We start from the raw sequence: 25,074 nt of genomic DNA on the forward strand, positions 1-25,074 counted from the left end.
CGTTGGGTGTCAGTTCAGGTGAGCGCGCCATTCCGGCGGCAAACGTTGCTGCTGGTTCAGCTCGACCAGTCGCTGGCGTTGCTCCGGGCTGAGCAGGTCGAAGGCAATCGCCAGGGGCAACCCGGCGGACACCGCCCGGACAGCCGCGAGTTGCTCTTCCAGCAGATCGAGGGCCAGTTGATTGAGGGTGAGGCTGTGCCGCTGGCTCAGGCCGGTCAGGCGTCGCACATCGAGCCCCATGCCCAGCGCTTTCAGCACCAGTTGGTGGAAGGCCCGTTCCGGGTAATGACGGGACGGGTAGGGCGTATCGAGGGCGAGGGCGGCAAACACCTGGCTGTTGCTGGTGCGCCCGGCCTGCAGCGCCAGCTCCACGCATTGCCCATGGCTGTCGAGCCAATCGAAGGCTTTGAGAGTGGCGATCTTTTCCTGATCGTCTCCCCATAGAAAAAGCTGGCGCAGCAAGGACAATTGTCCGCCCTCGGAGGACTGTTCAAGGACCTGTGCCAGCAATAACGCACGTGCCAGCTGGATCAGATTCCAGTGGCTGTCGGGCAGTACCCGGTCACGCAAATGACGTTTGCACTGACCGCTCAGGAGCGATGCGGTATTGGCGTCCGGTTGCCGGGCCAGTTGTTCCTGTGCCTGACGCCACCAGTGCAATTCGCTGTCATCGAGTTGCCGGCTCAGGGCCTGATGGTGTTCGGCAAGGCAATCGCGGCGCATGCCGAGGGCCGCCGTCGGCGGCGCGGTGACGTCCATGTTCATGTCGGTTTGATCCAGCGTTGAAAGTGTGGGAGCAGGAAAAACACCAGAACACACAGCAGGCTGCCCAATGGTTGATTGGCCACGGCCATCACCAGCGCATCGAACAGTGGCAGCGCCGCGAGGCCGGCCCCGATAAAGGCGCGGACCTTGCGCTGCTGCGGGTCGGCAAGGTGCTGCCGGTAATGCCAGCCCAGCCAACCGAGCCAGAGCAGCAACACCGGCCAGAACCACAGGTTGTCGGCGTAGATCGCCAGGGCCAACGGGCTCAGCATCAAGAGCAGGGGCAGGCGGCTGAGCAACTGGTTGTTGTGCTCATTGCGCGCCAGGTAAGTCAGCCCGCTGATATAGACACCCAACAAAATCGCGCAGAGCCAGATCGGCTCCGGCGGCACCGCCAGGCTGGCGGCTGCCGTGAGGTACAGCGCCGAGCGACAGGCGCCCATCAACCAGACGCTGTGGGCGTATTTTTTGTGCAGCACGTTGTAGCCGATGATGCAGCCCACCAACAACGTGACACTGGCCAGCAGCCAGTGCGGCTGGTCGATCAACTGGCTCAGGCCCAGCACCGAAGCGGCCGCCAGTGTCAGCAACAACACCGTGGCGAGGCGCACTTGCTGGCGGCTCACCAACCCCAGCGTGATGGGCCGAGGATTGTGGTGTTGCTGGTCCCAGTCGGCATCCAGCAGATCGTTCAGCAACATGCCGGCCAGATATAGCAGCGACAGGGTAAACAGCAGCAGAATCCACACCAGCCACGAGGGCGGCGCCAGTGCACCGGCGCTGCTGGCTAGCAGCGCGGCGGCCAGGGTGTTGGTCCACACCGTGGGCAGGTTGGAGACACGGCCAAGGGTCAGCCAGGTCTTGAGGCTTTGCGGGGTCTGGCTCATTTCGCGAAGCCCTCGCTCAGGTCGAGCACCGGGATGCTGCGGGCGGACAGTTTCTGCAGCGCCCGCTCCATCCGCGCGTCGTCGATCTCATGCAGGTCCACCGACTGGCCGATTCCGCTGAGCATAGGGATCGAGAGTTGTCCGCCGAGGTGCTGGCGGAACTCTTCCAGCCCGAGCAACACCGGTGAGCGACCTTGCGCATCTTTGAGGGTCAGCTCCGGCGGGCACAGGTTGAAACCGAGCCGGGTCAACAGGCTCATGACCCGTTCACTGTCGACATCGCTCAGCAGCCCGAGGGCATTGGCGTAGAGCCCGTCGAGGGCCATGCCCACCGCAACGGCTTCGCCATGGCGCAAGCGGTGGTGACTGAGATTTTCCAGTTTATGTGCGGCCCAGTGCCCGTAATCCAGCGGCCGTCCGTTGCCGCGTTCGAAGGGATCGCCGGCGCCGGTGATGTGCGCCAGGTGCAGCTCAGCGCAACGGCGGATCGCGTAACGACTGGCCGGGTGATCGAAGCGGGCGAGGGCGTCGGCCTGTTGTTCCATCCATTCGAAGAATGTCCGGTCCTTGATCAGCGCGACTTTCACCGCTTCGGCCAGCCCGGCGATCTGGTCGCGGCGGGTGAGGCTGGTCAGCAACTGGAAGTCATTGATCACGGCGGTGGCGGGGTAGAAGGCGCCGAGCAGGTTTTTCTGGCCGAAGGCATTGATGCCGTTTTTCACGCCGATGCCGGCGTCGTTCTGCGCCAGCACGGTGCTTGGCACACGAATCAGGCGGATGCCGCGATGGAAGGTGGCGCAGGCGTAGCCCACGGAATCCAGCACCGCGCCGCCGCCCAGAACCAACACATAACAATGCCGGTCCAGCCCGTGTTTCAGCATGTCGGCGTAGAGCTGCTCCAACACCTGTGAATCCTTGCTCAGCTCTCCTGCCGGAACGGCAATCGGCGGCGCCTGCAAATGCAGGTCCGCTGCATGGGCGGCAAAGTAGCCATCGATCTGTGCCAGCAGGTGCGGCGCGCTTTTCAGCAGTTGCTCATCGGCGAACACCATCACCGTCACCCGGCCGTTTTGCCGGGCGGTGAGCTGTTGATGCAGGCAGGGATTGGAAGAATCGAAGAGGTGATCGGTGAACACCACCGGATAGTCGTAACTGACCTCGAACCGCCCGTGCAGCACTTGGCCGGCGCTGTATTTGCGCAAGGCCTTGAACAGGCTGTAGCCGGCGATGAACAGCCCCGGCAGCACCATGCTGGCAAGAATCGTCACCAGCAACGCGTTCTCCTCGACGAGGAATGTGCCGATGGCGCTGTAGGCCAGTGCCAGCCCGGCGTTGGCCAGGGTCGTCACCAGCAGGAATGAGCGCAGCGGATAACGCTGCATGCCCGCCGCTACCACCGAGGTTTCCGCCAGTACCGGTACCCCTCGCAGGCAGACCAACGACAGCGTGCCCAGTCGATAGGCCATTTGCCCTGGCTTGCGTTGATGCAGGCCAAGACGACTGGACAGCATCCGGAAATAACCGGCACCCAGTGCGTAACCCAACCCGGCGCCCAGACACAGGCCAATGAAGATCACCAGATAACCGCCGACGCTGCCGAGCATGGCCACAGCCAGTAGCGCGACCACGCTGGAAGGCACGGGCAACACAACGTCCAGCGTCAACAGGGCGATCAGCAAAAGCGCCAGGTTGAGCTGTTGGGTGGGGGAAGAGGGCTGGTACAGATCGAGATGATTGAGGAAGTCCTGGATCTGCTGTTCGAACAACAGAAAACTGACGATCACAAGACCTGCAAAGCAAAACAGTGACAGCCAGAAGTGTCCGGCCGACGCATTTTTCGAGAGCGCACGATACCAACGGCTGTGCTTCATCAAGCATCCCTCTTGATTGTGATGACTGAGTTCCGTTCAGCAACTAAAGCAGCGTCTTGTTTGTTTCAGAAGAATGAACGCTCCCGCCGGGAGGGCTGTTTTTATTATTCGATTGATAGCGCTTGCGAAGATATTCATGAACCTAGACGGTTGTTGTGGATTTGCAAGTCGATTGGGTGATGGCGTTTTTCAGAGGGTGTTTAGTGGGTGTGAGAGTGTCGAAAGGTGCCGGGAATGGTCCGTAGGTATTCTCAACTTATTCAACAAGATGAGCGCTTTTGTTGAAGTGCTTTAAATGCTGTTTAAATCGCCAGATGAGAAATAATTTCAACTGAGTTTGTTAGCAAGCTACTTAGGTAGTGGCCAAGTGGCATTATTTTTTGTTATTTGAGTTATTGCGGCTGGCTATAAGTGTTCTTGATAGTTGAGTGAATTACTCGGTTAGTTGGCTTTTGAACTTGCAAGTTCATCTTGAAAGAAAGATCCGGATGAAAGGCATTTCGTTAAAACCTGTGCCGTAGCGCGTTACCGTTCTGCACCTTTCCGGGGCTCGCCATGCGCAATCAGGTAGCAGATTCCGATCCTCGTGCCGGTAAACCTGATGGATGTGTACGTCGCAGTTTCTCCTTAATTCATTCAAATCAAACGCTTGGCGCGTTGCTGCAGGTTCTGGCACGCATTCTGCTTTTATGTATCCGTGGATAATTGGATACAAAAATACAAAAGGTGCCGCCATGCAATTCGCTCCCGCCTACGACCAGCGCCAACCGATGACCGCCGAGGAGGAGGCCTACAACTTTCTTCTGGAAGGCATCTGCGGCGGCCGTTACCGCAAGGGTGACCGGCTGATCGCCGAGGACATCGCCGGTGAAATCGGCATGAGCCGGATGCCCGTGCGTGAAGCCTTCCGGCGTCTCGATGCTCAGGGCCTGGTGACGCTCAGGCCCAATCGCGGTGCGATTGTCAGCGGTCTGGATGTCGAGGAAATGCACGAAGTCTTCGAGATGCGCAGCGCGCTGGAAGGGCTGGCGATTCGAGTCGCCGTGCCGAAGATCGGTGAGCGTCAGTTGACGGCCCTGGAGCGACTGCTCGATGAAATGGATGACTACCGCGACGAGAGCGCGGAGTGGGTCAGTCGTCACCGCAAGTTCCATGAATACCTGTGCAGCCTCAGCGGACGACCGCGTCTGGTGAAACAGATCAGCGCGCTCTACGCGCTGATCGAGGCCCCGATGCGTCTTTGGCTGCAACACGTGGAAAAGCCATTGAGCGCGCGCCAGGAACACGTGGTGATCCTCGACGCGATTCGTGCCGGTGATGCCGTCAAGGCCGAAGCGGTGGTGCGCGAACACATCGAAGGCACGGTCCCCGAGCTGATCAAGTTTCTGCAATCGGAACGATAACCACAGAGCGGGCAACGAACCCGCCGATGTTTTGACTTTGAGTACTGCCCCGTTACTAACCGAACTGGAGTGTCTGGTCATGCATACGTCTCGCCTGTTGTTGGCTGCAATTTCCCTGGGGCTCTGTACGCAGTGGGCGGTTGCCGCACCCACGGTGCCGGAGCGTTTGCTCAAGGTCGACAAACTCACCTATTGCTCGGGCATGGATTCGCCGCCTCTGGTTTCCTTCGATGAAGCGCAAAAGCCAAAGGGCCTGACCGTCGATCTGGGCCTGGAAGTCGCCAAACGTCTGGGGGACAAGAAAGTCGAGTGGCGGGTGATCCCGTTTTCCGGATTGCTGCCGGCGTTGCTGGCCAAGCAGTGCGACATGATCGTCGACCAGTTGTTCGACAAGCCCGAGCGCCGCGAGGTGATCGACATCGTCAACTACATGTATTCCAGCCAGGCGGTGGTAGTGCCCAAGGGCAATCCGAAAGGGCTCAAGACGCTGCCCGATCTCAGCGGGCACAAGATTGCGGTGCTGAACGGTTCGACCATCAAGACCTTGCTCGACACCGAGAATGAAAACCTGACCAAGGCCGGCAAGCCACCGATGAAACTGGTGGTCTACAACACCGACACCGATGCATTCCAGGCCCTGCGGATCAATCAGGTCGATGCTTACGGCACAACCGTCGAAACCGCCGGTTATTACGCCGCCATGGCCCCGGACCTTTTCGAGGAAGGCGTTCCAGCCTTCAGCCGGATTCTCACCGGACTGGGCATTCGCAAGGACGATCCGCAACTGAGCGCCGCTGTGCAGCAGGTGATCACCGACATGCGCAGCGACGGCAGCTACAACCAGCTCCTGAGTAAATGGCACATCTCCAGCGACACGCTTGATTGAGGTAGACGTTGATGAATTTCAATTGGGATGTGTTCTGGCAGTACCTGTTGCAGCCCAGCGGGGTCTACCTCACCGGGCTCTGGCTGACGTGCCTGATCAGTGTGCTGGCCATGTTATTGGGTTGCGTTTTGGGATTGGCGGCGGCGTTGCTGCGGTTATCGAAGAACCCTTTGCTGCATCTGCCGGTGCGCTTTTATGTGTGGCTGATGCGCGGGACGCCCTTGCTGGTGCAGATCGTCTTCCTTTACACCGCGCTGGCGGCGGGCGGGATTTTCCGCTTCGAAGACATCGAGCTGTTCGGTCTGGTGGTCCCCGGCAATATTCAGGCTGCAATCATCGCGCTGGGCCTGAACGAAGGCGCGTACATGGCCGAGATCATTCGCGCCGGTATCGGCGCCGTCGACAAGGGGCAATACGAGGCCGGGCGTTCCCTGGGCATGACCTTCGCCAAGTTGATGCGGCGGATTGTTTTGCCACAGGCGTTCCGGGTCATCGTGCCGCCGCTGGGTAACGAATTCAACGTAATGCTTAAAAACACCACGCTGGTCAGTGTGATCGGTGTACAGGAGCTGCTGCTCAGCACGCAGATGGTCACTTCGGCGACCTTCCGGGTGTTCGAGTTGTACCTCGTGGTGGCGATCTATTTCCTGTTGCTCACGACGCTGTGGGGCTTCTTCCAGCGCTGGCTGGAAACACGTTTCGGCCAGTCGGACCGACCTTCGTCGCCGCCGCCGGCATCCAGCCGGATGTTCGGTCGCAGCACGCTGAAACTGCTGAGGGGGCGTTAACCATGGCGCATCAAAGTGACGAACTGATCATCGAGGCGCTGAACATTCACAAGTCGTTCGGCAACCTCGAGATTCTCAAAGGGATTTCCCTGCAAGTCCGGCGCGGTGAAGTGGTGGTGCTGATCGGCGCCTCGGGGTCGGGCAAAACCACGTTTATCCGCTGCATCAATTTGCTGGAAGACATTCAGTCCGGGCTGATCCGGGTCAACGGTCAGTCCATGGGCTATCGCACCAAGGCCGATGGCAGCCTGGTGCGGGATTCGGAACGCAACATCGCCCGACAGCGTCGGGACATCGGCATGGTGTTCCAGCGCTTCAATCTGTTCCCGCACATGACCGCGCTGGAAAACATCATCGAAGCACCGATTCAGGTGTTGGGTGTGCCGCGCAAAGCGGCGGAGGAACAGGCGCGGGCGTTGCTCAAGCGTGTCGGATTGGCTGAGAAGGCCAACCATTACCCGTCGATGCTTTCCGGTGGCCAGCAGCAGCGGGTGGCGATTGCCCGGGCGTTGGCCATGAAACCTCAGGCGATGCTGTTCGACGAACCCACCAGTGCGCTGGACCCGGAAACCGTCGGTGAGGTCCTGCAGGTGATGAAGGAATTGGCGGAGGAGGGCATGACGATGGTGGTGGTCACCCATGAAATGGGTTTTGCCCGAGAGGTCGCCGACCGTGTGGTGGTACTCGATCAAGGTGAACTGATCGAACAGGGCCCACCGGAACAGATTTTCAGTCACCCCACCCATCCCCGTACCCAAGCCTTTCTCAGCCGCGTGCTGTGAGACTCACAAGGATATTGACGATGCGTTTATCGAGCGTGTTTGCAGCCCTGTGCTGCGCTGCCGTGGTGCCCTTTACTCAGGCTGCCGACCCGGTGGTGAAGGTCTACAACTGGTCCGACTACATCGGCCCCGACACCCTGAAGAACTTCGAGAAAGACAGCGCCATCAAAGTGCAGTACGACATCTTCGACACCAACGAAATGCTCGAGGCCAAGCTGCTTTCCGGGCACTCGGGGTATGACGTGGTGGTGCCTTCCAGCCAGTTTCTGTCGAAACAGATCCGGGCCGGCGCCTATCAGCCGCTGCAGCGTGAATTGCTGGATAACTGGAAGCACCTCGACCCGCGTTTGATGCAGCGTCTGGAAGCGGCTGATCCGGGCAATCGTTATGCCGTGCCTTATATGTGGGGCACCGTGGGCATCGGCTACAACGAGGAGAAAGTCCGCGCGGTGCTGGGCAAGGACGTACCGTTGGATTCCTGGGCCATGGTGTTCGATCCGCAGAACCTTTCCAGGCTCAAAAGCTGCGGCGTGGCCTTTCTCGATGCGCCGGTGAAAATCATTCCTCAAGCCATGCTTTATCTCGGGCTAGACCCCAACAGCGTCAAGCCGGACGACTACAAGCAGGCGTCGAAATTGCTGATGACCTTGCGGCCATCGGTGACTTACTTCAACTCATCGAAGTACACCGCCGACCTGGCCAATGGCGACATCTGTGTGGCGATCGGTTACTCCGGCGACGTGATGCAGGCCCAGACCCGGGCCCGCGAGGCCGGGAAAAACATCGATATCCGCTACGTCATTCCCAAGGAAGGCGTGAACCTGTGGTTCGACATGCTGGCGATTCCCAAGGATGCCGGCAACGTGGCCAACGCCCATGCGGTGATCAACTATCTGCTGCGACCCGAGGTGATTGCGTCGGTCAGTGACTACGTCGGTTATGCGAATCCGAACAAGGACGCCACGCCGTTGATGGACCCCAAGGTCAGCGGCAACTCGGGGATTTACCCGGGCGATGAGGTGATCAGTCACACCTTTGTCTCTGCTGATCTGCCGGAAAACATCCAGCGCCTGATGACCCGCGAATGGAACCGGATCAAGTCCGGCCAATGAATCCTTGTTTTGAAGAGTCTTTGCCATGCTGAATTTTTCTGCTCACGAGTATCCGTATCCGTCGCAACGCCAAAGCGTGTTTGCCCGTCGAGGCATGGTGGCGGCGTCCCAGCCGCTGGCCGCTCAGGCCGGTATCGAGATGATGCAAAAGGGTGGCAATGCGATCGACGCCGCCATCGCCACTGCGGCAGCGCTGACCGTGGTCGAGCCTACGGGTTGTGGCCTTGGCGGTGATGCTTTTGCTCTGGTCTGGTTCAAGGATCAGTTGCATGGGCTCAATGCCAACGGCCATGCGCCTGCGGCTTTAAGCATCGAAGCGGTCAAGGCGGCCGGCCACGAACAAATGCCTCTGTATGGCTGGACGCCGGTGACAGTGCCCGGTTGTCCATCGGCCTGGGCCGAGCTTTCTCAACGCTTCGGGGTACTGCCGTTTGCTGACTTGCTGCAACCAGCGATCAGCCTGGCGCGGGATGGTTTTCCGCTGTCGCCAGTGGTTGCCCATCAGTGGCAGATTGCTCTGGACGAGTTCGGTCCCCATCGCGACGCAGTGCTGGACGCCTGGTTCGATACTTTTCTGATTGAGGGCAGGGCGCCAAGGGCAGGGGAGCTGTTTCGCAATCCGGCACAAGCGCGGACGCTTGAAGAGTTGGCACTGAGCCGCTGCGAGAGTTTGTATCGCGGCGCATTGGCCCAACGGCTGGATGCTCACTCGCGGGCGACTGGCGGGTATCTGCGAGCCACGGATCTGGAACATTACCGTGCGCAGTGGGTGGAGCCGATCCACGTCAACTATCGCGGTGTGGATGTCTGGGAAATCCCGCCAAGCGGCCAGGGTCTGGTTGCGTTGATGGCGCTGAAGATCCTCGAGGGTTTCGACTTTGATCATCGTGACAGCCAACAGACCTGGCATCGTCAGCTGGAGGCCATGAAGCTGGCTTACAGCGATGGTTTGCACTACATCACCGATCCACTGCACATGCGCGTGGCGGTGACTGATCTGTTGAGTGATGACTACAGCGCCCGGCGTCGTGGGCAGATTGGCGATAAAGCTCAGCCACCCAAGCCCGGCGATCCTCACGCGAGCGGTACGGTTTATCTGGCCACGGCCGATGGGCAAGGCAACATGGTGTCGTTCATCCAGAGCAATTACCACGGCTTTGGTTCGGGTGTGGTGCTGCCTGACAGCGGTATTGCGCTGCAGAACCGGGGGCAGGAATTCAGCCTTGACCCAGAACATGCCAACTGCCTGGCGCCGGGCAAGAAGACGTTTCATACGATTATTCCGGGGTTCCTGACCAAGGATGGCAAGGCACTTGGGCCGTTTGGTGTGATGGGCGGGTACATGCAGCCTCAGGGGCATGTGCAGATGGTCATGAACCTGGTGGATTTCGGGCTGAATCCGCAATCTGCGCTGGACGCTCCGCGCTGGCAATGGCTGGGGGGGATGAAGGTGGGGATCGAGCAGGGGGCTTCGAGGGATTTGGCCAATGCGCTGGCGCGAAGGGGACATGAGGTGCAGATTGCCTGTGACCTGACGGATTACGGCCGAGGGCAGATCATTCTTCGTGATCCGGTCAGTGGTGTGCTGTGTGGCGGGACTGAGCCGAGGGCGGATTCGCATATTGCAGCTTGGTGAAGCCAAGAGTAGAAGTGCAGCGAACGTCTTCGAATGTGAAGCCATTATAGGTTAACTACACTAAATGACCGTTTAGTCGAGTTATTACAGGCTGTATTGGAAATCGTTGGAGCAGGTCATGAATCCACACTCGATTACTGCGTCAAACCTGATCGCATCACTGGACCTTGAACCTCACGTCGAAGGCGGATTCTTTCGCAGAACCTATCAGGCCGACCACCGGAATATGCTCGAAACAACGGGCGGTCCACGTTATTTGATGACGTCCATTTATTACCTGTTGACCGAAGACTCACCGGTCGGCCAGTTCCATTTCAACCAGTCGGACATCCTGCATTATTTCCATCTGGGCGATGCAATCGAGTACAGCCTGATTCACGCTGACGGTTCGTTGCAGACGCTAGTGATGGGCAGCGACATTCTGGCAGGACAACATCTGCAACTGCACGTACCAGGCGGAATCTGGAAAGCCTCCAGACTGCTCAATGGCGAGAACGGATTCGGCTTGATCAGCGAAGCGGTTTCGCCAGGGTTTGATTTTGCGGATATGGAAATGGGGAATCGGCAGAAACTCACAGCGCAGTATCCACAGCATCGAGCGCTGATTGAAAAGCTGACGCGTGGCGAGGAATGAGAGCCGGACATTTGGAATGGATCGTGTGATCACCTGGCATCAAGCGCATGGTTGCCTTGGAGAGAGATGTTGGAGATTGAAATCGTGTGCGCAACCGGGCTGATCTCGTAACACTTAGTTACGTGTAATGTATATTATGTTAAATGACGTGTCAGGACGGAACTTTACGGAACCTGCTTTATGGCCTGTCACTCGTCCTTCTCAAGCCTTGCCCACTCACAGTTCGCAGTGATTCACCGTCGATAAGGAATGGCGCCTCTACTCAAGTTTTGTTCGAGGCACCTTCATGGCTAGCGCAACAACACGCCCGTTCGAAATCTTGAAAATCTACCGTCTCTGGTCAGTCGCTCAGTGCCTCTGCAGTGCACAGCGGGAACCAGCCTGGCGTGGCGCTGATTGCACGCCACAGGCCATCGGGTATCGCACTGTCTGGGACTGCTCGCACATCCAGTTGCTGAGCGATCCGCTCGGCCTTGCCTTCACGGGCCAGGGTGACCCAGTCAGGGTTGATCACCAGCCCCCGGCCAAGCGCAACCATCGACAGGCCCAACGCCAGAGCGCGCTCGGCCTGCGCCGGCGTAGTGATCTGACCGGCCGCAATCATGGGCAATCGCCCTCCGATCTGTTCCAGGGCACGTACGATCGTCAGCGCCGAAGGCATTTCCTGCGCCTCGTTTTCCTGGCTGGCCGGTGTGGCGTTGAGCAGGTCGTAAAGGGACACATGCAAGTAGTCGATATCCGCCTGTGCCAGACGCTCCACCAGTGCCAACGCATCGTCGATGCGCAAGCCGCCCTCCTGAGCTTCCTCAAGCGAAATTCGATATCCGATGAGAAACGGGCGCGGTGCATGCTCACGGACCACCTGCTGCACCGCCTGCACCAGTGCCAGAGGGAAGCGCATGCGGTTCTCCAGCGAACCACCCCACTGGTCGTTGCGCTGGTTGGAGGCCGGGGACAAAAAGTTCTGGATCAGAAAACCATGAGCACCGTGCAGCTCCACGCCGTCGAAACCCGCCTCGATGGCTCGTCGGGTGGCTTTGGCGAATGCCTCAATCGTTTCGAGTATCTGCACTTCAGACAGTGCGCGGGGCGTTGGAATACCGCTGTTGAACGGACCGGCAGGAGCCCTGACGGCGCTGGCACTGACAATCTCGCCAGAGGGTGTTTGCTCCACGATGGCTTTGCTGCCCGCATGAAAAATCTGCAGTACGGCGGGCGCCCCGCCACTTTTTGCGGCCTGGGCAAGACGCCGCAGGCTCGGCAGAAAACGATCGTCCCAGGCAGCGAACTCGGCATCGAAACCGATGCCTTCAGGACTGACATGGGAGCAGCCGGTGATGACCAGTCCGATGCCTTCCACACGGCGACGGTAGTACGCGAGTTCCTGCTCGGAAATGCTGGCGTCGGGATTGGCAGACCAGGTGGTCATCGGTGCCATGGCCAGCCGGTTGTCGATCGTCAGGCCGTTGGCGAAACGCAGAGGACGAAAAATTTCGGGGTAATTCGGTTTCATGATGCTTTCCAGACAAAGCCGACCCATGTGGTCAGCCGATGGCAATGGATGTGATTCAGTTCAGGCGCAAGCGGCGGATGTCGCGTTGAGGTGGCTGACCAAACAGCCGGGCGTATTCACGGCTGAACTGCGAGGCGCTTTCATAGCCGACCCGAGACGCCGTCACGCTTGCATCCAGGTTCCGCGTCAGCATCAACTGACGGGCCTCCTGCAGACGCAGTTGCTTTTGGTACTGCAGGGGGCTCAAGCCGGTGATCGAGCGAAAGTGCTGGCGGAACGTGGAAGGACTCATATGACAGCCGGCAGCCAGCTGTTCGATCTTCAGCGGCTCGGCGAAATGGCGCTTGAGCCAGTTGATGGCGCCGGCGATCTGTTGGCTGGGTGCTCCCTGATTGATCAGATGGCACAACTGTGCACCGTGGGGGCCGGCGAGTAACCGGTAAGCGATCTCTCGCTTCAGCAGCGGCGCAAGACAAGGCAACAGCACCGGATCGGCCAGCAACTGCACGAGACGCAGCACGGCATCCAGCAACCCCTCGGTCAAAGACTCAACGGCGATCGAACAGAAATCACAATCGCGGGCCGGCGCCGGCAGGCGCATTTCAGTGGCCAGTTGCAAGATGTCCTGAGGTGCCAGCTGCAACATCAGGCCCAGGAACGGCTCGGTGTGACTTCCCTCCATCACTGTGGAGACCACGGGCAGATCGACAGCGGTCAGCGACGACTGACCCGGACCGAAATTCAGGATCTGATCACCCAGCACGACCTGCTTCCGGCCTTGTGCAGTGATCCCCAGTCCCAGACCGTAGATGCAGTGCATCGGCTGGGTCACAGCCCGACGGCGATGCAGAGTCAGACCGGGAATGGCCGTCTCGTAGTCACCGTCCGACGGAGCGATGCGGGCAATGGCAATGGCCAGGTCGCGGCTGTCGTTGAAGGACAGCCGCGACGATTCGGAATCAGGCTTCACTGCAGATGCTTGCGCAGGAACGGCACAGCCTGGGCCATGGCCAGTGCGACAGGCTCGGGCTTGTCGTAAAGGTCGTAATGCGACCAGCCTTCTGCCACGTAAATCTGTTTGTCGGCCGAGGCGGCCCGGCCGTAGATTTCCCAGCCATCGCGGTATGCTCCGAAACCGCCGGGCTTGTCACCGATTACCACCAGCAGCGGCTGCGTCAACAGCACTTCGGCATGCAGAAACGCATCCCAGCCAAAGGCTGCGCTGTTGAACGAAAACAGGCCGCTGGTAGCGCCGTTGGGCTGCTGTCCGCGCGACGTCTTGTAGTACTCGGTCGCTTCGAGCACGTCGATATCGGTGATGCCCGCGTTGCGTCCCTCTTCCACCGATGCCGGCAGATAGTTGATGACATGTCGGGCGCCGCCCTGGGCTTCTGCGGTGCGCTGGGCAGCCATGGCTTGCAGCGCCGTGACCGGATCGAAGTTGCTGAAGCCTTCACGGATCAGTCGCCCGAAATTGACCCCGGTGATCGAGACCAGCGCTTTGATCCTGTGGTCGGTGCTGGCAGCGTGTACGGTGTACGCGCCCCCACCACAGATACCGATGGCGCCGATGCGCGCCGGATCGACGTAGGTCAGCGTGACCAGATAATCGATGGCGAAGCGGATGTCCGAAACGCGGATCGACGGGTCTTCGATGAAGCGTGGCTCACCACCGCTCTCACCCTGGAAACTGGCATCGAAGGCAATTACCACAAACCCTTCTTTGGCCAGACCTGCGCCGTAGACGTTGCCTGAGGTCTGTTCCTTGCAACTGCCGACCGGGTGGGTGCTGACAATCGCCGGGTATTTTCTGGAGGCATCGAAATCGGGTGGTAGATATAAATCCGCTGCGGTTTCCCAGCCCAGATTCTGATAGCGAACGTGCTTGATAGTGACAGTGCTCATGTGATTCTCCAGGCGTAAATCGGAAAGGAGGGAGAGCGGCGCAAGACCCGCGCCGCCCGACGTACTCAGAGGCTGGTGCGGAAGAACGGCGCCAGGTGTTCCATGGCCGTGTTGACCCCGGGACCGTCGTACAGATCCATGTGAGCCAGACCGTCGAGCACCACCAGTTCCTTTTGCCCCAGCGCCTTGGCATGCAGCTCCTGGCTGTGCCACAGCGAACCGGCCTCGCTGCCGGCGATGATCAGTGTCGGCTGGGCCAGCAACTGGTCGATCAGGTCGAACGCATCAAACGCGACCCAGGCGCCGAGACCATTCATCAGCATCTTGTTCTGTGCGTTCGGGTGCTGGGCACGAGGCGTGAGGTAGTAGTCGGCCGCCTCCTGAAGATCACGGGGCGCACTGGTATCACCCAGTTGCGGTACGTAAGGGGCATACACGGGCTCGGCGCCCGCCGCTTCTGCCGAGCGCTGTCCAGCCAGGGCATCCAGGACCGGCAGCAAATCGTTGATGGAACCCTTGCCTTCCCAGCCTTTACGAGTGGCAGTCCCTACGTTGACCGCACTGGCGGTGGCCAGGGCCTTGATCCGGCGGTCGACCGACGCCGCCTTGGCCGCGAAGCCGCCACCGGCGCAGATGCCCAGCACGCCGATGCGCTGAGCATCGACAAAACCGAGGGTGGTCAGGTAGTCGACGGCGCTGTACACGTCGGCCACGCGATTCATGGGCTCATCGAGAAAGTGCGGCTCGCCGCCACTGGCACCTTGATAGGACGCATCGAACGCCAGGGTGACGAAACCCTGCTCGGCCAACAGCCGGGCGTAAGTGCCGGCCGTCTGCTCTTTCACACCGCCCCCTGGATGAACGGTAATGATCGCCGGGTATTGTTGGCCTTCAACGAATGCAGCGGGCAAGTAGAGGTGACCAGCCATCTCGATGTTGCGGTTCTTGAACTGAACGTTTTGCATGGTGTTGCCTCCGATAGAGCAGCGCGCAGCGCCAGTTGGCGCGATTGCCGGGTTGCGGAGGGCGAGGTGTTTTCGCTTCGACTGAGTCGTGCAGGTTGCCTGCCCTTCGTTGGAGTCCAGTATAAGAAGGGCTCTGCGGGTGTTTTTGCCTATTCCGACTCCTTAATTGCACGTTTCAAGGAGAATGCGGATTCATCACACTCTCCCGAAAACTCGCGAGAGCCTTGTGTTTACGGGCGCGCAAGACCACAGGCCTGCTGCCGGCGGGGAAATTGGCTCCTTGCTCGATTGCCTGTTACGCAGACAGGTCAGCCTGGCTGGCGCATACGCCGGATGTCCCGTTGCGGCGGCGCGCCGAAGGCCCGGCTGTACTCGCGACTGAACTGCGAGGCGCTTTCGTACCCCACCCTCCCCGCTGCCTGCCCCGCGTCCAGATGCTGGTTGATCATCAACTGCCTGGCCTCCTGCAACCGTAATTGCTTGTGGAACTGCAGCGGGCTCACACCCGTGAGCGTGCGAAAGTGCTGACGAAAAGTGGAAGGACTCATGTGCACCCGCTCGGCCAGATGGTCGATGCGCATAGGCTCGGCCAGGTTCTGCTTCAGCCATGCGACAACCCTGGCGATCTGTTGCATCGGCGAACCCGTGGCAATCAGATGACGCAACGCCATGCCATATTGACCCACCAACAACCGGACGATGATCTCTTGCTGGACAAGAGGCGCCAGATGATCGACGAGTTCCGGCTCCTCCAGCAGACCCAGCAGACGCTCGAGGGCCCGGACCAGTCCGGGGTCCAGTTCGGCAATGACGATGGCGTGATGGGTACCGGCCCTCGACGGAGGCGGCAGTTGCAGTTCGGAGGCGATGCGCATGATCTGGCTGACATCCAGCGTCAGCATCATCCCGAGAAAAGGCTTCGCCACCGACGCCTGGGCAACATGGGACACCACCGGTTGGTCGATGCTGGTCAACATCCCCTGCCCCGCACGGAAATGCAGCACGGCTTCCTGCTGCAATACCTGTTTGCTGCCCTGGGCCACCACGCCAAGACCCAGGCCGTAGATGCACGGCATGGGATCTGTCGGGGACGTGCGACGGTGCAGACTCAACGCCGGTAACCGGGTGGGAAAATCCCCGGCATGGGTGGCCTGTCGCGCAATCAAGGATGCCAGGCCCGTCAGGTCCGCCTCGATCAGATCGTCGGGTTGAAGGTGAGTCATCGGTGGTTCCTTACGCGATTGCCGCCATACATGGGGACAAATCATAACGCTGAACCTGATTCACGGCTGCGCCTTCGCGCATCGGCACCGTCATTGTCCGGCCGATGCGCGTGCAGTCATCGCGTATCAGCCCACCAACCCTTCCCAGCGAGACAGATAAGCGATCGTCGCTTCCGTTGCCTCGACAGAGATTGCTTCACTGATGCAGCCTTCTGTGAGGTATCCATAACGCATGCAGGCAAACGCGATATCGACCGCCAGCGTCGCGGCATCCGGTTGCCGTGGCAAGTCGTGAAGCACTCCCTGAGCCTGCAAGAAATGACGCAGGAGGTTGCCGATCATGGCGCCTTTCTCCTCGTGGGCCTTGCAGTCGGTCGGGGTGAAGTTGCCGCGCATGAGCAAAGCGGCCGCCGCCGGATGCTCGTTGTAGTAACCCGCAACGCCACGCACCACTCTGCCGATCGCCACTTTCCAGCCCTCACCCTCCGTGGAGACAGACAGCAACTGGCCGATTGCTGCCGTGGCGTGAGGCAGAAAGCGACCCAGTGCCGCCGGTGACGACGGGCAACAACCAGCCAGTAGCGGACGGTCATTCTCAGCCGTATATCTCAGCTGTCTATCAGGCGGTACAGTGCTTGGGCATGGGATACCGTTAACCCGGCACGTTCCAGATTTCGGCGGCTCTGGGAGCTGGCCAGCGCGGTCGCGGCGACCCAATGACAGCCATGCTTCTTTGCTTGCTCTATTCGGTGAAAGATCAGTGCTCGGTGGTAGCCGTGGCCCCGGGCATCCTTTCCTGTCGCCGCCGTTCCAAGGTAGGCAATGCCGTTGCTGGCCAGGTACATCGAAGCCCCTGCTACCACCATCCCTCCCGCTTTCAATACGTAGATTTTCAGACGTCCGTCAGGCACCAGGCCTGCAAAGGAAGCCTGATTCAGAAGACGATGCTCCGGCTTGGTATGAAAGCCACTCGCATGTACTTCTGCGAATAGAGCCAGAGTCTTCGATGTGACCTCTTCAATTTCGAATGAGTGACGACTCAAAATCACCTTTTCAATAGCACAAGCTAATTGCAGATGAGTCCAGCCCCTCAAACGCTCAAGGCGTGTTCCGCCCACAACAACGTATTGCTCCAGCGCCGAAGATTTCCCGATAAGAGGAATTACAGTCGATCGTGCCGCTGACTCATTGAGCAAATTCAACACTGCTTGGGGATCGCTGGTGATGTCACCATAAATGCGGTTGAACATTGGGCTTGGCGATGCGTTCACCTGAAAGCACGGAAAGTCCGCGTTGAAAAAAACACGCGCGCCATAAGGATTTCCGCTTATCTCTGCCAAGCTCTCAACGCGTGAACGTAGATATTCGCTTTCTGCGGCCTCAATCTTATGAGCAAGTTCAACATCCATGTTCGTCATCCTTTTTTTAAAACTCCACGAGAGGTGAAGCGCGTCGAACAATACGCTTGCGTCCAGGTACGTACCAGTGCCCGGCTCAGCTTCACTGCTGCTTTGGGTCGACTATTGCCATTCGTGGCAGACTGCAATCAACCCGAAGCTGCCCTTGATGTATATTTTTCGTCGCCAAATGTTATTGGCATTCATGGAGGATTCTGACTGATGGCACGTGTGGGATTGATACTTACACCCGGTTTCGCGGACTGGGAATATGCTTTCATTGCTGGAACTGCGTCCCCGTTTTACGGGATCGACGTCAGGTTTTTCGCTTCTGCTACGGGTCAGTTCCGCTCGCAAGGTGGATTGGCTGTAACTGTCGATAGCAGTTTGCAACAATGTCTGGACTGGAAACCGGACGTTGTTGTCGTCATTGGAGGAGTGGTTTGGGAAAGTGCAGAAGCACCGGATATTCGAGGCTTTCTTCATGCCAGTCGTTCAAATGGAACAACAATTGCCGGTATCTGTGGGGGAACGCTGGCACTTGCCAGGGCCGGGCTTCTCGACACGGTTCCTCATACCTCGAACAGCGCTGACTTCTTAGAACAGAATGCCGTAGGTTATGAAGGGCGCGAGCTTTATCGAAACAGTCCGGTGGCTGTGGTTGCAGACCGCATCATAACTGCTCCAGGCCCTGCACCCGTCAGCTTCACCTGCGCAGTGTTCGAAGGTGCCGGGCTATCTTCAGATAGCATTTCTCAGTTCAGGTCAATGTTGGGAGCGGAACATCGGTGACCGCTTCGACCTGCAAAACAGCTGATCAAGGTGATGTATTCGAGTGGCCGCCCATGGCCGATGGCTGCCGAGCGCATCTCCGCATCTTCGGCAAGTGTCAGACAATGAGGCGTGGCCGTGGTGAATGAGCTCGGCCAATCAACGTCAGTGTGACTTGATTATACTGCGGACTGACATATGAACATCTGACATCGCCCTCAAGTTAAATATCGAGTGAAAATTTTGTACACCATTTCAAGCAACGACGACATCGAAGATTACATCGGATTTTATGATGAAAAAGGGTTCTGGGTTGAGGACTGGTTGGATGTCGACGATCCGACTGATCGCCGCAAGCTGAATGGCATTATTCCCGACCCGGTGATTTGGCACCTCACACCGAAATTTTCAGCGGTCATCTGCGTCGACGGGCTGATGCTGCTTCATATGAGTGAATTAGCGAAGACCCGTCCGTCCATGAGCGACCCTGACCAGATTGCAGAAGCCGTTCAATGGTGGGACGAACATATGGATTATGCCAATGTAATGCAGCTTTACATTGAGTCTGAATCCATCGCCTGCGCTGATTCCGGAGAAATTTCGTTCTGTGCGGTATCGATGGAGGATACCTGCCGTGTCGGCTTTATCGGACAAAACCCTGTGCGGAAAAATCACACGAACAAATTATCTTTGATGGCTGCAAGATGCACATCATTCATAAGCACCTATTCGACACCCTCCTACGACATTGGGACATGGTCAAGTTTCACAAAGGTGAAGGCTGCTACGATCAAAAGCGCATTGCAGCATTTTGAACAAGCCATCGAAAGCCCGGAACTAATCAAGCGACTCGCTTTGATCGCCAAAGCAAAGTTCGCATTCAGCAACCACGACTTCAGAGGATCGTTCACGATGATCTGGTTTGTTGTCGAGTCCTCTCTCAAGCAGTTATGGGACTTACACAAAACGGTTCACAACTCAAAAAAACCGACTGTAGGCGACATGCTCAACAACTTAAGCAGCAGCGGTACGATCAGTCCAGATTTGTTCGCCCTCCTGGACGACCTCCGAGATCGTGTACGCAACAAACTAATGCATCAACCCGTTACGACCGTCTGCATGCCTTTGGATTGCCGCAAAGTGGCTGATGGCGCGATGGGTTTATTGAAAACAATTGGGGGCGTTCCGGATCTGATACTCAAATTGAACTATAAAGTCGAATTTTGACTTAACGATGAAATTCGGCACACCTGCTCTGCTGCCCGCTCTTCTGATTGCGACCAACCAAACCTTTGCACAGGATGGCGGTGATCGCGTATCAGCACGACAACAAGCGCTCCTGATACAAGCCCGTGAGGCCTCCGCCCGCAAAAATGGCGAGGCGGTGGCCAGCCAGGACACCAAAGCCGTAAACCCGGATCGACGGCCCACGCAAACCCGTCAACCCGAGCTGCTCGGCCAGATGATCGAAGAGTGCCGATCCGTCGCCGCTACACCTGATCAACGTTGCGCGCAGCAACGGCAACGGTGGTCGGTGATTCGGAAAGTTTGACGAAGCGTCGAGTCGCACCATCCAGCGCATCGATGCAGCCCGCCTCGATGTCATACACCCAGCCATGCAGATTCAAGCGCCCCTGCTCAAGCGCGAGCGCCACCGAGGGATGCGTGCGCAGATTCGCCAGTTGTGCGATCACGTTTTCACGCACGAGGCCATCGAGCTTGTCACGCGGCGTATCGAATTCATGCGCGGCATTGATCGCTTTCGCGGCGTCCGAGTGGCGAAGCCAATTGGCAACGGCCGGAAGATGATCCAGGCACGTGCAGCGTGAAATCGCGCCCATCGCCCCGCAGTCCGAGTGGCCGCAGATCACGATGTCCTTTACGCCGAGCACGGCAACCGCGTATTCGACGGTGGCCGAAACACCGCCCGGTTCAGGGCCGTACGACGGCACGATGTTGCCGGCGTTGCGGATCACGAACAGCTCGCCCGGTTCGCGCTGTGTGAGGAGTTCAGGTACTACACGACTGTCCGAGCAGGTGACGAACAACGCCTTCGGGTTCTGTTCTGTCGCGAGCTGCTTGAAAAGCTCGACACGTTGCGGATAGACCTCGCGCTGGAAACGCAGAAAGCCATCAATGATGTCACGCATGGAATCCTCCAAATCAAAATGCCGGATACCGACACGAGCACTCGACATGCCCTCGCGCCGCAATGGTGGTCATTATTGCAGACCTCGCGAGCATTGGATGTATTCAATCAATGGTGGTCGGTGGATTGAGTCGAGGTGTTGGGTATGCGAAATCTTTGCCAGTTGCTGCACAGCATGCACGTATGAACTGCAACCATCCCCACTAGTGCTTCCCATGCACGCGCTTAAACTCTCCCCACAATCAACTCAAGGGAGCGTTAAACATGGTCACCACTGCTGTCATAAACCGAACCGGTGAGCCTCAAATCATTCAGTTTGAGCACGCCAAGGTGCAGGCGCCCGGTCCCGGCGAGGTCTGGTTGGAGCAGTTCGCCATTGGTGTCAATCCGCTCGATTTGAGCCAACGTTCCGGTGCTGTGCCGTTGGCGCTGCCTTCCGGTTTGGGGCTTGAAGGTGCCGGGCGCGTCGTGGCAACAGGGGCGGATGTGACGAATGTGCTGGTCGGCGACCGGGTCGCCTATGCCACTGGCCCCATCGGGGCTTATGCCAGCGCCCGCCTCTATCCGGCCGATCGGCTGGTGAAGATCCCCGACAGCCTGAGTTTCGAGGACGCCGCCGTGCTGTTCAAGGGCATCACCGCGCAGTATCTGCTCAAGTCCACTTACCCCGTCGGGCCGGGTTCGACGGTGTTGATCTACGGCGCGGCCGGTGCATTGGGTCAGATCATGGTGCCGTGGGCCAGGCATTTGGGGGCATTTGTGATCGGTGTGGTGTCCAGCGCCGAGAGTGTCGAGCGGGCCAGGTTGGCGGGGTGTGATGAGGTGTTGGTGTTCGATGCAGCGACGCTGGCCCAGTCGGTGATCGACATCACGATAGGCGGGAAAGTGGATGTGGTGTACGACCCGATTGGCCGGGTGTCTTTCGAGGCGTCGTTGAACTGCCTGCGCCCACGCGGGTTGCTGGTGTCGTTCGGCATGTCGTCGGGCGCGCCGATGCCGGTGGAGATCAGCACTCTGAATGCCAAGGGTTCGCTGTTCCTGACCCGACCCTCCCTCGCTGCCCACACCGCTACGCCGGAGGAATACCAGCAGCGCGCAAAAGACGTGTTGCAAGCCATTGACGCCGGTATCATCCGGCCCAACGTCGGGCGTCGTTATCCGCTGTCGGAGGCCGCCCAGGCCCACGCCGACTTGCACCGGGGCGGTCTATCGGGTGCAGTTGTGCTGGTGCCTTGAGTTTTTTTTACCGCGTCATTCACGAGGGTTGCCGCTGCATGGATCTGTTCGATAGCCGTCAGGCTGATGAGGTCGCCACCCTGCTGGCCCTGTCCGAGCACGGCTCGTTTGCAGAAGCGGGTCGAATGTTGCAGCGCCATCCCTCGGTGCTTTCGAAACGCCTTGGCGCTCTGGAGTCGCGGCTGGGGGTACGGCTGGTCGAGCGTACTACCCGGCAATTGCGCTTCACTGATGAAGGGCAACGTCTGGTGGCCCGGTTCGGGCATGCGATCAGTCTGATCGCCGATGCGGAGCAGGATGCCCGCGAGGGCGCTGCCGAAATTCGCGGGCGTTTGCGCATTGCCTTGCCGGCTGCCATGGGACGGCTGTGGTTGGGCGACATCGTTTCAGCCTTCGCCCAGGCACATTCAAATGTGGCGCTTGAAGTTGAATACGCCGAGCGCTTCGTCGATATCGTCGCCGAGGGATTCGACGCAGCGATCCGTATCGGCGAGTTGGCAGACAATCGACTGGTGGCGAAAAAACTTTGCGATCACCGCCGAATCCTGTGTGCCGCTCCCTCTTACCTTCAACAGCACGGCAAACCGAAAACACCGGCAGATCTCGCTGCCCATCATTGTCTGGGATTCACCGGTTTGCATTCGTATCCCGAGTGGAAACTGACACGTGCCGGGGAAAAAATCGCCATTCGGGTGCGGAGCCGTCTGGTGAGCAACGATAATGAAGCACAGCTGTGCGCCGCTCGCATGGGGGTGGGGATTCTGGCCGGTGGTGACTGGCTGATGACCAAAGACCTGCGCGAGGGACGTCTGGTGCGGGTGCTACCCGAATGGCAGCTGGATACCGACGCGGGGGTCTATCTGGTTCGGCCGTCGGCGCGGTTCAACACGGCGACAACGACAGCGTTCAAGGACTGGATCGAGAGAGCATTTGCCGAAGGCGCACCCTGGCGGACATGACAAAGCCTGCGCCGAAATAGCGAGAACTCTACGAAAACTCAGGCAGGCCGGGGTTCCGGGGGAATTTCAACTGGTCGGGTACGGGGCTTTTCCTGCACAATCCCTCGCATTGAAATTCGCTCCGAGACCCACTGATGTCCCTGACTCCCCAAGACGAACGACTCATCAAGGCACTGGCCCTGGCCATCGTTGATCGTCCACGCGCGACGCTCAAGGAACTGGCTGAAGCCGCCGGCGTCAGCAAGGCGACGCTGCACCGTTTCTGCGGCACCCGTGACAATCTGGTGCAGATCATGGAAAGCCATGGTGAGACCGTTCTGAACCAGATCACCACCACGACCGACCTGTTGAATGGCGATCCGGTGCAAGCCCTGCGCGGTCTGGTGAATGAGCATCTGGCACATCGTGAAATGCTGGTGTTCCTGCTCTTTCAGTATCGCCCCGACACGTTCACCGACACCGAAGAAGGCAAGCGCTGGCAGTTCTACCTCGATGCCCTCGATGCATTCTTTCTGCGCGGTCAGCAATTGGGCGCGTTCCGTATCGATATCACGGCGGCGGTCTTCACCGAGCTGTTCCTGACCATGATCTTCGCCATGGTCGATGCCGAACGCCGTGGGCGTGCCGCCAGTGCCAACTCGGCCAACGTCGTGGAACAGATGTTCCTGCATGGCGCTGCCAATCCCGTCCGTCCTCAATAACGTTCCGCCAGGCAAAAAAAAGCCCCGTGACCTCTCGGTTCACGGGGCTGAATGGCTGGACGTGCCAACCCAAAGGAGCTGTTGTCAGGACTTGTCCGGCGACCAGCCTCCGCCCAGCGAGCGGAACAGATCGACCAGGGCAATCTGCCGCTGGGTGCTGACTTCGATAAATGCCGTTTCGTTGACGAAACTGGTGCGCTGGGCATCGAGGTAGCGCAGGTGACTGTCGATACCACCTTCATAACGCGCCTTGGCCAGTTTCAGGGTTTCGCTGCTGGTATTAGCCAATGCGCGTCGCGCCGCTTCTTCCCGGCGCAAAGTGTCGGTGGCGGCCAGTGCATCAGCGACCTCGCGAAACGCCGTCTGAATCGTGCCTTCGTAGGCCGCCACCGCCGAGTCCTTGCGCGCTTCCGCCAGGCTCAGGCCGGCACTGTTGCGCCCGGCATCGAACAACGGCAGCGTCAGGTTCGGCACAAAACTCCAGGACCGCGAGCCTCCGTCGAACAAACCGGACATTTGCGCGCTGGACGTGCCGAAGCTGCCGGTCAGGCTGATACGCGGAAAGAACGCCGCCCGAGCAGCGCCGATGTCGGCATTGCGCGCCTGCAATCGATGCTCGGCGGCGAGGATGTCCGGGCGGCGCTCGATCAAGGTCGAGGTGGTGTCAGGCGCAATGTCCTGAACCAGCATCGGCTCCGTCGACAGCCGTTCAGGGATCGCCTTCGCCGCATCCTTGGTGCCGAGCAACAACACCAGCGCGTTGAAGGCCTGCTGTTTCTGCCGCAGATTGCTTTCCTGTTCGGCGCGCGATTGCTCGACCAGCCCCAGTGCTTCCTGATAATCCAGCGCTGTGGCCGTGCCGTTTGAGCGGCGCTGACTGATCAGCGCGAAAGAATATTCGCGGCTGATCAGGGTTTGTTGGGTCAGATCCAGGCGACGCTGGGCGCCATCGTGAATCAGATAAGCCTGGCTGACTTCGGCAATCAGGGCGATTTGCGCGGCGCGGGCCGCTTCTTCAGTCGCCAGATACTCCTGCAATGCAGAGTCAGTGAGGCTCTTCACCCGGCCGAACAGATCCAGCTCGTATTCCGGCAGCGACACGCCGACCTGATAACTGCTGGCAACGCCTGCCTGGCCGTTGCTGGCCAGATCCGCCGGCAAGCGCTGACGATTGCCGGATGCGCCGGCATTCAGGCCCGGAACCCGGTCGGCCCGCTGAATGCGGTACTGCGCCCGGGCCTGCTCGATGTCCAGAAGCGTTTGGCGTAGTGAGCGGTTGTTGTCCAGGGCGATCATCACCAAGCGGCGCAGCTCGGGATCGACAATAAACGTCTGCCACGCCAGTTGATTGATCGGACTGCCCTGCTTCGTCGTCTCTCCCGCCCAGTGCTCGGCAACCGGCGCAACTGGACGTTCATAAGTCGGTGCCAGCGAGCAACCGCCCAGCAGCAGGGCGATCACCAGCGTAGAGAATGCTGAAATACGCATGGA

At 59.1% G+C, this 25,074-nt stretch carries 24 protein-coding genes; 12 read left to right on the forward strand and 12 right to left on the reverse strand.

Going from position 1 to position 25,074, the window contains the following annotated elements; genetic code table 11:
- Positions 1–9: 9 nt before the first annotated feature.
- The 3 genes from OQ248_RS25095 to OQ248_RS25105 are packed head-to-tail and all read right to left on the reverse strand — an operon-like array spanning position 10 to position 3,523.
- Positions 10–765: an EboA domain-containing protein gene (locus OQ248_RS25095; RefSeq protein ID WP_265814425.1), complete on the reverse strand. Its 756-nt coding sequence runs from the start codon at positions 763–765 to the stop codon at positions 10–12.
- Positions 762–1,652, reverse strand: coding sequence for a UbiA family prenyltransferase (locus OQ248_RS25100; RefSeq protein WP_265814426.1), 891 nt, complete (start codon positions 1,650–1,652; stop codon positions 762–764). Before OQ248_RS25100 ends, OQ248_RS25095 begins: the two co-directional genes overlap by 4 nt.
- Complete coding sequence (locus tag OQ248_RS25105) at positions 1,649–3,523, reverse strand: 3-dehydroquinate synthase (protein ID WP_265814427.1); 1,875 nt, start codon at positions 3,521–3,523, stop codon at positions 1,649–1,651. Before OQ248_RS25105 ends, OQ248_RS25100 begins: the two co-directional genes overlap by 4 nt.
- Positions 3,524–4,257: 734 nt before the next feature.
- Here OQ248_RS25105 and OQ248_RS25110 point away from each other — a divergent pair.
- From OQ248_RS25110 to OQ248_RS25140, 7 genes are all read left to right on the forward strand, one after another.
- A complete protein-coding gene (locus OQ248_RS25110; protein WP_265814428.1) occupies positions 4,258–4,926 on the forward strand; it encodes a GntR family transcriptional regulator in 669 nt (222 codons plus the stop codon).
- Positions 4,927–5,005: 79 nt separating this feature from the next.
- Complete coding sequence (locus OQ248_RS25115) at positions 5,006–5,812, forward strand: ABC transporter substrate-binding protein (RefSeq protein ID WP_265814429.1); 807 nt, start codon at positions 5,006–5,008, stop codon at positions 5,810–5,812.
- Positions 5,813–5,823: 11 nt separating this feature from the next.
- Entirely contained in the window at positions 5,824–6,600 is a 777-nt protein-coding gene (locus OQ248_RS25120; protein WP_085709894.1) for an amino acid ABC transporter permease, read from the forward strand.
- A gap of 2 nt (positions 6,601–6,602) precedes the next feature.
- Complete coding sequence (locus OQ248_RS25125) at positions 6,603–7,382, forward strand: amino acid ABC transporter ATP-binding protein (protein ID WP_265814430.1); 780 nt, start codon at positions 6,603–6,605, stop codon at positions 7,380–7,382.
- Positions 7,383–7,402: 20 nt separating this feature from the next.
- Positions 7,403–8,494 carry a polyamine ABC transporter substrate-binding protein gene (locus OQ248_RS25130; RefSeq protein WP_265814431.1) on the forward strand — a complete coding sequence of 364 codons (1,092 nt, stop codon included), beginning with the start codon at positions 7,403–7,405 and terminating at the stop codon, positions 8,492–8,494.
- A gap of 25 nt (positions 8,495–8,519) precedes the next feature.
- Positions 8,520–10,130, forward strand: coding sequence for a gamma-glutamyltransferase family protein (locus tag OQ248_RS25135; RefSeq protein WP_265814432.1), 1,611 nt, complete (start codon positions 8,520–8,522; stop codon positions 10,128–10,130).
- A gap of 118 nt (positions 10,131–10,248) precedes the next feature.
- Positions 10,249–10,764, forward strand: coding sequence for a cupin domain-containing protein (locus OQ248_RS25140; RefSeq protein WP_265814433.1), 516 nt, complete (start codon positions 10,249–10,251; stop codon positions 10,762–10,764).
- A 340-nt stretch (positions 10,765–11,104) separates the two neighbouring features.
- Here the strand turns inward: OQ248_RS25140 and OQ248_RS25145 are convergent, their stop codons facing one another.
- The 7 genes from OQ248_RS25145 to OQ248_RS25175 form a co-directional block, all read right to left on the reverse strand.
- Entirely contained in the window at positions 11,105–12,277 is a 1,173-nt protein-coding gene (locus tag OQ248_RS25145; RefSeq protein WP_265814434.1) for an NADH-dependent flavin oxidoreductase, read from the reverse strand.
- Positions 12,278–12,332: 55 nt separating this feature from the next.
- A complete protein-coding gene (locus OQ248_RS25150; protein ID WP_265814435.1) occupies positions 12,333–13,247 on the reverse strand; it encodes an AraC family transcriptional regulator in 915 nt (304 codons plus the stop codon).
- Positions 13,244–14,182, reverse strand: a complete 939-nt coding sequence (locus OQ248_RS25155) for an alpha/beta hydrolase (RefSeq protein WP_265814436.1) — start codon at positions 14,180–14,182, stop codon at positions 13,244–13,246. The genes OQ248_RS25150 and OQ248_RS25155 overlap by 4 nt, the downstream gene beginning before the upstream one ends.
- 65 nt (positions 14,183–14,247) lie before the next feature.
- Positions 14,248–15,147, reverse strand: coding sequence for an alpha/beta hydrolase (locus tag OQ248_RS25160; protein WP_265814437.1), 900 nt, complete (start codon positions 15,145–15,147; stop codon positions 14,248–14,250).
- A 308-nt stretch (positions 15,148–15,455) separates the two neighbouring features.
- On the reverse strand, positions 15,456–16,370 hold the full coding sequence (locus tag OQ248_RS25165; RefSeq protein ID WP_265814438.1) for an AraC family transcriptional regulator: 915 nt from the start codon (positions 16,368–16,370) through the stop codon (positions 15,456–15,458).
- 126 nt (positions 16,371–16,496) lie between these two features.
- Positions 16,497–16,838, reverse strand: coding sequence for a hypothetical protein (locus OQ248_RS25170; RefSeq protein WP_265814439.1), 342 nt, complete (start codon positions 16,836–16,838; stop codon positions 16,497–16,499).
- A 140-nt stretch (positions 16,839–16,978) separates the two neighbouring features.
- Positions 16,979–17,779, reverse strand: coding sequence for a GNAT family N-acetyltransferase (locus tag OQ248_RS25175; RefSeq protein WP_265814440.1), 801 nt, complete (start codon positions 17,777–17,779; stop codon positions 16,979–16,981).
- Between the two features lie 210 nt (positions 17,780–17,989).
- Between OQ248_RS25175 and OQ248_RS25180 the strand changes: the two genes are divergently transcribed.
- Entirely contained in the window at positions 17,990–18,559 is a 570-nt protein-coding gene (locus OQ248_RS25180; RefSeq protein WP_265814441.1) for a DJ-1/PfpI family protein, read from the forward strand.
- 213 nt (positions 18,560–18,772) lie between these two features.
- Entirely contained in the window at positions 18,773–19,765 is a 993-nt protein-coding gene (locus OQ248_RS25185) for a hypothetical protein (protein ID WP_265814442.1), read from the forward strand.
- A 263-nt stretch (positions 19,766–20,028) separates the two neighbouring features.
- On the opposite strand, the gene OQ248_RS25190 is transcribed toward OQ248_RS25185, so the two are convergent.
- On the reverse strand, positions 20,029–20,688 hold the full coding sequence (locus tag OQ248_RS25190) for a carbonic anhydrase (RefSeq protein ID WP_265814443.1): 660 nt from the start codon (positions 20,686–20,688) through the stop codon (positions 20,029–20,031).
- A 263-nt stretch (positions 20,689–20,951) separates the two neighbouring features.
- Between OQ248_RS25190 and OQ248_RS25195 the strand changes: the two genes are divergently transcribed.
- The 3 genes from OQ248_RS25195 (at position 20,952) to OQ248_RS25205 (ending at position 23,583) form a co-directional block, all read left to right on the forward strand.
- Positions 20,952–21,923 carry a quinone oxidoreductase gene (locus tag OQ248_RS25195; protein WP_265814444.1) on the forward strand — a complete coding sequence of 324 codons (972 nt, stop codon included), beginning with the start codon at positions 20,952–20,954 and terminating at the stop codon, positions 21,921–21,923.
- Between the two features lie 38 nt (positions 21,924–21,961).
- A complete protein-coding gene (locus tag OQ248_RS25200) occupies positions 21,962–22,882 on the forward strand; it encodes a LysR family transcriptional regulator (RefSeq protein ID WP_265814445.1) in 921 nt (306 codons plus the stop codon).
- A gap of 134 nt (positions 22,883–23,016) precedes the next feature.
- Positions 23,017–23,583, forward strand: a complete 567-nt coding sequence (locus OQ248_RS25205; RefSeq protein ID WP_265814446.1) for a transcriptional regulator — start codon at positions 23,017–23,019, stop codon at positions 23,581–23,583.
- An 84-nt stretch (positions 23,584–23,667) separates the two neighbouring features.
- Here OQ248_RS25205 and OQ248_RS25210 read toward each other — a convergent pair whose 3' ends face one another.
- Positions 23,668–25,071, reverse strand: coding sequence for an efflux transporter outer membrane subunit (locus OQ248_RS25210; RefSeq protein ID WP_265814447.1), 1,404 nt, complete (start codon positions 25,069–25,071; stop codon positions 23,668–23,670).
- Positions 25,072–25,074: the final 3 nt, after the last annotated feature.

The organism is Pseudomonas sp. COW5 (assembly GCF_026240005.1).
Lineage (GTDB): Bacteria > Pseudomonadota > Gammaproteobacteria > Pseudomonadales > Pseudomonadaceae > Aquipseudomonas > Aquipseudomonas kribbensis.